The organism is Pantoea sp. GbtcB22, assembly GCF_019091025.1.
Lineage (GTDB): Bacteria > Pseudomonadota > Gammaproteobacteria > Enterobacterales > Enterobacteriaceae > Pantoea > Pantoea leporis.
Map to the genome: position 1 here is coordinate 1 of NZ_JAGXKB010000957.1, position 232 is coordinate 232.

Below are 232 nucleotides of genomic sequence, written 5' to 3' on the forward strand. Positions count from 1 at the left end.
CTGGCGCGGACGCTGGCACACCGGTTTGGCGCCACGCCGATTGTGCTAGCAAGCCTGGTGCGCGCGGGCGTGCCGCAGGGCGTGATGCTGCAACAGGCACTGCGCGCGATGGGCCACGAATCTTACCATTACGGCATTAGCATGATCCGCGATCGCGGTATTGATCAGGCCGCGGTGGAGATCATCGAAGCGCGGCACGGCACCGCAGGCATTGTGTTCGTTGCTGGCTGGA

General features: G+C 64.7%; 1 protein-coding gene. It reads left to right on the top strand.

Features of this window, described 5'->3' with window-relative positions:
* Positions 1-232: cysteine protease StiP domain-containing protein (locus tag KVT28_RS27160; RefSeq protein WP_256448516.1), on the top strand; the 232-nt coding region annotated here is incomplete at both ends.